Origin of the sequence: Streptomyces sp. (genome assembly GCF_031178505.1) — a bacterium.
Taxonomy (GTDB): Bacteria; Actinomycetota; Actinomycetes; order Streptomycetales; family Streptomycetaceae; genus Streptomyces; species Streptomyces gulbargensis.
Genome location: NZ_JAPSIW010000349.1, coordinates 1 through 7,034 on the forward strand (window position 1 = coordinate 1; position 7,034 = coordinate 7,034).

The following is a 7,034-nucleotide window of genomic DNA, read 5'->3' on the forward strand; positions in this document are numbered from 1 at the left end:
ACGTGGATGCGGGTGACGTCCTGCTCCGTGGTCATGCGTCCTTCTTCAGTTCCAGTGCCGAGAGGACCGCGTCCGCGACCTCCTCGGGGGTCCGCTCGTCGGTGGCGACGACGACCCGGGCGACTTCGGTGTACAGGTGGCGGCGGGCCTCCATCAGCTCGCGCCACTGGCGGCGCGGGTTGACGGCGAGCAGCGGCCGGGCGGTGTTGAGCCCCACCCGGCGTACGGCCTCCTCGACGTCCATGGAGAGGTACGCGACGGGCAGCCCGGCCAGCAGGGCGCGGGTCCCGGCGTCGAGGACCGCGCCGCCGCCGAGGGCGAGGACGCCCTCGTGCTCGGCGATCGCCGCGGCGACGGCGGCCCGCTCCAGGGCGCGGAAGTGTTCCTCGCCGTCCTCGACGAAGATGTCGGAGATCTCCCGGCCCTCGGCGGCGACGATGTCGGCGTCGGTGTCCCGGTAGGGCGCGCCGAGCCGTTCGGCGAGGAGCGCGCCCACCGTGGACTTGCCGGAGCCCATGGGTCCGACGAGGACGACCAGCGGCCCGCCGGTCACCGGATGTGCAGGTTGTCGAGGTACGACCGGACGTTGCGGCGGGTCTCGGGGACCGAGTCGCCGCCGAACTTCTCCAGCACGGCGTCGGCGAGGACCAGGGCGACCATGGCCTCGGCGACGATGCCCGCGGCCGGGACGGCGCAGACGTCGGAGCGCTGGTGGTGGGCGGCGGCGGCCTCGCCGGTGGCGACGTCGACGGTGGCGAGGGCGCGGGGGACGGTCGCGATGGGCTTCATCGCGGCGCGCACGCGCAGCAGCTCGCCGGTGGACAGGCCGCCCTCGGTGCCGCCGGAGCGGCCGGAGGTGCGCCGGATGCCCTCGTCGGTCCGCACGATCTCGTCGTGGGCCTTCGATCCGGGCACGCGGGCGAGGTCGAAGCCGTCGCCGACCTCGACGCCCTTGATGGCCTGGATGCCCATGAGCGCGGCGGCGAGCCGGGCGTCGAGGCGGCGGTCCCAGTGGACGTGGGAACCGAGGCCGACCGGGACGCCGTAGGCCAGGACCTCGACGACGCCGCCGAGGGTGTCGCCGTCCTTGTGGGCCTGGTCGATCTCCGCGACCATCGCCTTGCTCGCGTCGGCGTCGAGGCAGCGGACCGGGTCGGCGTCGAGCTTCTCGACGTCGGCGGGGGTCGGGTACACGCCGTAGGGGGCCTTGGCGGCGGCCAGCTCCACGACGTGGCTGACGATCTCGATGCCGGCGGCCTCCTTGAGGAAGGAGCGGGCGACGGCGCCGAGGGCGACGCGGGCGGCGGTCTCCCGGGCGCTGGCGCGCTCCAGGATCGGCCGGGCCTCGTCGAAGCCGTACTTCTGCATGCCGGCGAGGTCGGCGTGGCCGGGGCGGGGGCGGGTGAGCGGTGCGTTGCGGCCGGTCTCCTTGAGCTCCGACGGGTCGACCGGGTCGGCCGACATGACCTTCTCCCACTTGGGCCACTCGGTGTTGCCGACCATGACGGCGATCGGGGAGCCGAGGGAGAGGCCGTGCCGGACGCCGCCGAGGAAGGTGATCTCGTCCTGCTCGAACTTCATCCGGGCGCCGCGTCCATATCCGAGGCGCCGCCGCGCGAGGTGGTCGGCCACCAGCTCAGTGGTGACCGGGACACCGGCGGGAAGACCCTCAAGGGTCGCGACCAGCGCGGGTCCGTGGGATTCCCCAGCGGTCAGCCAACGCAACCTGCTCAACGATGCTCCTCATGCTCGCGCCTGGGCACTGCGACGGCGCGGCCGGGTGCGCGGCCCTGGCCCGCCACCTCAGATCCTCCCACGTCCGGAGCGTCCCCTTGGTCCCGGTCCAGCTGTCGGACGCGCGTCTCGCCCTGTGGGCCGCCGGAGGTGTCGTCGTCCGGACCCGCCGGGCCCCGGCCGCGGGCCCTGCGGGACCGCACGGCTCCGTAGCCGAGAGCCCCGCAGCCCAGGACGACGACGGTCCAGCGCGCCCAGGCCGGGACGTCGCTGAAGAACCCCACGTACAGAAAACGCGCCAGATCGAGGCCCGCGTCCCACTTCGACGCCAGCACCATATCGTCGCCCATGTCCCCTGTGTCCCCCCGTGTCCTTCGCTTTCGTGCCGCCGCCCGTCAGCGGGCGGCCAGTGCCCGCTCCCCCGCCGCGCGCATCGCGGCGAGCGGCGCGCGCGGGACGCCCGTCATCTGTTCGACCTGGAGGACCGCCTGGTGGACCAGGAGGTCGAGGCCGCCCACCACCTTGCCGCCGCGCTCGGTCCAGGCGGCGGCCAGCGGTGTCGGCCACGGGTCGTACAGGACGTCGAAAAGGGTGCCCACCCGGTCGGGTACCTCCCCGCCGAGGGCGTTGGTGGTGCCGGCCGGGGTGGTCGCGACGACCAGCGGCGCGGTGAAGGCCTCGGCCGCGCGATCCCAGCCGGCCGTACGGACCTCCACGCCGAGGCGCTCGCCCCAGCCGCGCATCTCCTCGGCGCGGGCCTCGCTCCGTACGTAGGCCGTGACGGGGCCCGCGCAGACGCGGGCCAGCGCGGCGAGGGCGGAGGAGGCGGTGGCGCCGGCGCCGAGGACGGCCGCCGACTCCACCTTCTCGACGCCCCGCTCGCGCAGGGCGGCGATCATGCCGGGGATGTCGGTGTTGTCACCGACCCTGCGCCCGTCCGCACGGAACACCACCGTGTTGACCGCCTCCACCGAGGCCGCCGTGTCGCTGATCCCGTCCAGCAGCGGGATGATCGCCCGCTTGAGCGGCATGGTCAGCGAGAGGCCGGCCCAGGTGTCGTCGAGCTCGGCGACGAAGCCGGGCAGTGCCGCCTCGTCCACCTCGAAGCGGTCGTAGGACCAGTTCCCCAGGCCGAGCGCCTCGTACGCGGCCCGGTGCAGGACCGGGGAGAGCGAGTGGGCGATCGGCGAACCGAGGACGGCCGCGCGGCGGCGCGTCTCACTGGTTCGTGCTGGCATTGAACTTGTCCTTCAGGATGAGGAATTCGGCGTGCGTCTTGGCGAACTCGGTCTTGTTCATGCCGTCCGTGGCCACGAAGTAGATCCAGCCGTCCTTCGTGGGGTCGAGCATGGCGGCGAGTGCCTCGCTGCCCGGGTTGCCGATGGGGCCGGGCGGCAGGCCCTTGTGCTTGTAGGTGTTGTACGGGTCGGTGTTGGTGTTGGCTTCCTTCTCCGAGATCTTGATCTCGGACTGGCCCTTGAGGTAGTTCAGCGTGGAGTCGAACTGGAGGAGCTGGTAGGTCTCCCGGTTGTCGGGCTGGAGGCGGTTGTAGACGACCTCGGCCATCTTGCGGAAGTCGTCGTGCGTCTTGCCCTCGGCCTGCACGAGGCTCGCGACGGTCACCAGGTCCCACGGACTCTTCATGCCGAGCTCCCGGGACTTCGTCTCCAGGTCGAGCTTGGCGTACTCCTGGTTGGCGCGGCTCACCATCTTGCGGAGCGCGTCCTCGGGCTTGCTGCTCTTCGCGACCGGGTAGCTGGCCGGGAAGAGGAAGCCTTCCAGGGGGTCCTTGACGTTCTGGTGCCCCTTGGCCCAGTCGGGCAGGCCCAGCGAGTCCGCCTTGGTGAGGGCGATCTCCCTGGTGGTGCCGGGTTCGAGGTTGAGGCGCTGGTCCAGCCGCTCGTACACCCAGGCGTTGCGCTTGCCCTCGGGGATGATCAGGTTGGCCTGGCTGGCCGCGTTGAGCATGAGGTCGACCGCGCTCTCGGCGGACATCTCCTTCTTCAGCGTGTAGACGCCGGCCTGGATGGTGAGGCCTTTGGGGTGGCGCTGCTGCGCCGAGACGAAGGCGTCGACACTCTTGACCACACCCTCCTTCTTGAGGATGTTGCCGATGTCGTAGCCGCCGGCGCCCTTGGGGATCTCGACCTGGACCTCGCCGGTGCCCGAGCCCGTGTAATCGGGGGCCTCGCCGAACTGGCCCTGCCAGAACTGGTAGCCGAAGTAGCCGACGCCGCCGACGCCGCCGACGAGGACCGCCGCGACGACCAGGCAGGCGAAGCCGTTCTTGCCCTTGCGCTTCTTGGCCTTGTTGCGGCGCTCACGGTCGTCGCCGCGCGAGCCGCGACCACCACGGCCCGCGCTCTCGGTCGCGTGGGCCTCGTCGGGGTCGTCGTCCTCGCCGGTGAAGAAGGGGTGGCGTTCCTCCGGCCCGGAGTCGCGGTCGTCCCCGGCCTCCCGGTCGTGCTCCCGCGTCGGCGGTTCCTGCCGCCGGCCCGGGGGCTGCGGGGGCGGGTAGGCCTCGGGAGTGCCGTAGAGGTCGGGGTCCTGGCCGCCGTACGGGTCGGTGGGGGGCGCGGTGTACGGCATGGCGGCCTGGCCGGTCTCCCAGGTGCCGTCGTACTGGTGTCCGGGGTCCCCGGGCGTGTCGTAACCGCCCGGGTATCCCGGCTGCTCGTACTGCCGCTGGTCGTCGTAGCCCTGCGGCGCGTACTGTTCGTGCTGCGCCTGCTGGTGCTGGTGATGCGCGTGGGACTGCTGCTGGTCCACCGGCTGTTGCTGGTGTTGTTGCTGGTACGGGTCTGGCGCGTAGCCCTGCCCGCCGTCCGGCTGCGCGTACGGATCCTGGTAACCCTGCTGCGGGTAACCCGGGTCCCCGTGGCCGTACTGCGTCGCCTGCTGCGGGTGCGGGTGGTACTGCTGCTGGCCCTCCCACCCCTGGTCCCCGTACAAGGGGTCCGTGGGGTGCCACGGTTCGGAGCCGGGGCTCCGGCCATACTCAGTCATCGATCCCCAAAACAGCCGCGAGGCTTCCGGACGATCCGCCTCTACGTAGTGCGGTAGCTGTTCGAACACCGCCGCATCGCGCGGAACGTTACCGTATCGCGATCAGATGACCACTTCGACGCCCTCACCGGGCGGATTACCTGATACCCGTTCGGACTCAAGAGCGTTCTGCAGGATGATCACAGCGGCGGCCTGGTCGATGACGGAGCGCCCCTTCTTCGCCTTCACTCCGGAGGCGCGCAGTCCGTGGGTCGCGCTCACCGTCGTCATCCGCTCGTCCACCAGCCGGACCGGTACCGGGGCGATGCCCTTGGCCATCTCGCGGGCGAAGGCACGGACCTTGGCCGCGGCCGGGCCCTCCCGCCCGCTGAGCGAGCGGGGCAGGCCCACGACGACCTCGATCGGCTCGTACTCCTCGACGAGCCGGCGGAGCCGCCGGTGGGCGGCCGGGACGTCACGCCCCGGCACGGTCTCCACCGGCGTGGCCAGGACCCCGTCGGGGTCGCACGAAGCGACCCCGATCCGGGCGTCTCCGACGTCGACGGCGAGTCGTCGTCCTCGTCGCATCAGGCCGTTTCCACCACGAGGCGCTCGACGGCGGCGATGGCCTCACCGACGGCCTCCGGGTTCTGGCCGCCTCCCTGGGCGACGTCCGGCTTGCCGCCGCCACCGCCGCCGAGGGTCTTGGCGGCCGTGCGGACCAGCTCGCCGGCCTTGAGACCGCGCTCGCGGGCGGCCTCGTTGGTGGCGATGACCGTGAGCGGCTTGCCGTTGGCCGTGGTGAAGAGGGCCACGACGGCCGGCCGGTCGGAGGAGATGCGGCCGCGGACGTCCAGGACCAGCTTGCGCAGGTCGTCGGCGCCGGTACCGTCCGGCACCTGGCCGGTGACCAGGGCGACGCCGCGGATGTCCTTGGCGGACTCGACCAGGCCGGCGGCGGCCTGGAGGACCTTCTCCGCGCGGAACTTCTCGATCTCCTTCTCGGCGTCCTTCAGCTTGCCGAGCATGGTGGAGATCTTCTCCGGCAGTTCCTCGGGGCGGCCCTTGACCAGCTCCTGGAGCTGGGCGACGACCGTGTGCTCCTTGGCGAGGAAGTTGTACGCGTCGACGCCGACGAGGGCCTCGATGCGGCGCACGCCGGAGCCGATGGAGGACTCGCCGAGGAGCTTCACCAGACCCAGCTGGGCGGTGTTGTGGACGTGCGTACCGCCGCACAGCTCCTTGGAGAAGTCCCCGATGGTGACGACGCGGACCTTCTCGCCGTACTTCTCGCCGAACTCGGCGATGGCGCCCTGGCGCTTGGCCTCGTCGATCGGCATGACCTCGGCGTGCACGTCCAGCTCGCGGGCGAGCACCTCGTTGATCTTCTGCTCGACGTCCATGAGGACCGTGCCGGGGACGGCGTTCGGGGAACCGAAGTCGAAGCGGAAGCGGCCGGGCTGGTTCTCGGAACCGGCCTGGGCGGCCGTCGGACCGAGGGCGTCGCGCAGCGCCTGGTGGGTCAGGTGGGTGGCCGAGTGGGCGCGGGCGATGGCCCGGCGGCGGCGCACGTCGATGGCGGCGTAGGCGGTGGCGCCCACGGTCACCTCGCCGACCTGCACCGAACCCTTGTGCACGGAGACGCCGGGGACCGGCTGCTGCACGTCGCGGACCTCGATGACGGCGCCGGAGTGCAGCTTGATGCGGCCCTGGTCGGCGATCTGGCCGCCGCCCTCGGCGTAGAACGGGGTGCGGTCGAGGACGACCTCGACCTCGTCGCCCTCGCTGGCGGCCGGCGACGGGACACCGTTGACCAGCAGGCCGACGACGGTGGTCTCGCCCTCGGTGTTGGTGTAGCCGGTGAACTCCGTGGCGCCGGCGGTGTCGGCGATCTCGCGGTACGAGGTGACGTCGGCGTGACCGGTCTTCTTGGCCTGGGCGTCGGCCTTGGCCCGCTCCCGCTGCTCCTTCATCAGGCGGCGGAAGCCGTCCTCGTCCACGGACAGCCCCTGCTCGGCGGCCATCTCCAGGGTGAGGTCGATCGGGAAGCCCCAGGTGTCGTGGAGCAGGAACGCCTTGTCGCCGGAGAGGACGCTGCCGCCGGCGGCCTTGGTCTCGGTGACGGCGGTGTCGAGGATGTTGGTGCCGCCCTTGAGGGCCTTGAGGAACGCGGCCTCCTCGGCGAGGGCGACGGCCTCGATGCGCTTGCGGTCGGTGACCAGCTCCGGGTACTGCTCGCCCATCGTGGTGATCACGGTGTCGACGAGCTCGCCGACGACCGGGCCGGTGGCGCCGAGCAGGCGCATGTTGCGGAC

Annotated in this window: 7 protein-coding genes; all 7 read right to left on the minus strand. The window is 71.9% G+C overall.

Going from position 1 to position 7,034, the window contains the following annotated elements:
* Window positions 1-31: 31 nt before the first annotated feature.
* Window positions 32-553 carry a shikimate kinase gene (locus RIF68_RS21500; protein ID WP_309052917.1) on the minus strand — a complete coding sequence of 174 codons (522 nt, stop codon included), beginning with the start codon at window positions 551-553 and terminating at the stop codon, window positions 32-34.
* Complete coding sequence (gene aroC, locus RIF68_RS21505) at window positions 550-1,734, minus strand: chorismate synthase (RefSeq protein ID WP_309052918.1); 1,185 nt, start codon at window positions 1,732-1,734, stop codon at window positions 550-552. Before aroC ends, RIF68_RS21500 begins: the two co-directional genes overlap by 4 nt.
* On the minus strand, window positions 1,731-2,084 hold the full coding sequence (locus tag RIF68_RS21510) for a hypothetical protein (RefSeq protein ID WP_309052919.1): 354 nt from the start codon (window positions 2,082-2,084) through the stop codon (window positions 1,731-1,733). The genes aroC and RIF68_RS21510 overlap by 4 nt, the downstream gene beginning before the upstream one ends.
* A gap of 45 nt (window positions 2,085-2,129) precedes the next feature.
* Window positions 2,130-2,972 (minus strand): shikimate dehydrogenase, encoded by an 843-nt coding sequence (locus RIF68_RS21515; protein WP_309052920.1) that lies wholly within the window; start codon window positions 2,970-2,972, stop codon window positions 2,130-2,132.
* On the minus strand, window positions 2,953-4,740 hold the full coding sequence (gene mltG / locus RIF68_RS21520; protein ID WP_309052921.1) for an endolytic transglycosylase MltG: 1,788 nt from the start codon (window positions 4,738-4,740) through the stop codon (window positions 2,953-2,955). The genes RIF68_RS21515 and mltG overlap by 20 nt, the downstream gene beginning before the upstream one ends.
* A 102-nt stretch (window positions 4,741-4,842) precedes the next feature.
* Window positions 4,843-5,307: a Holliday junction resolvase RuvX gene (gene ruvX, locus RIF68_RS21525; RefSeq protein ID WP_309052922.1), complete on the minus strand. Its 465-nt coding sequence runs from the start codon at window positions 5,305-5,307 to the stop codon at window positions 4,843-4,845.
* Window positions 5,307-7,034: alanine--tRNA ligase-related protein (locus RIF68_RS21530; RefSeq protein ID WP_309052923.1), on the minus strand; the 1,728-nt coding region annotated here is incomplete at its 5' end. The genes RIF68_RS21530 and ruvX, both read right to left, overlap by 1 nt.

Excerpts from the sequence above, each read along its gene's own strand:
- RIF68_RS21510 (WP_309052919.1), bottom strand. The coding sequence starts at position 2,084 with ATGGGCGACGATATGGTGCTGGCGTCGAAGTGGGACGCGGGCCTCGAT.
- RIF68_RS21515 (WP_309052920.1), bottom strand. The coding sequence starts at position 2,972 with ATGCCAGCACGAACCAGTGAGACGCGCCGCCGCGCGGCCGTCCTCGGT.
- mltG (WP_309052921.1), bottom strand. The coding sequence starts at position 4,740 with ATGACTGAGTATGGCCGGAGCCCCGGCTCCGAACCGTGGCACCCCACG.
- ruvX (WP_309052922.1), bottom strand. The coding sequence starts at position 5,307 with ATGCGACGAGGACGACGACTCGCCGTCGACGTCGGAGACGCCCGGATC.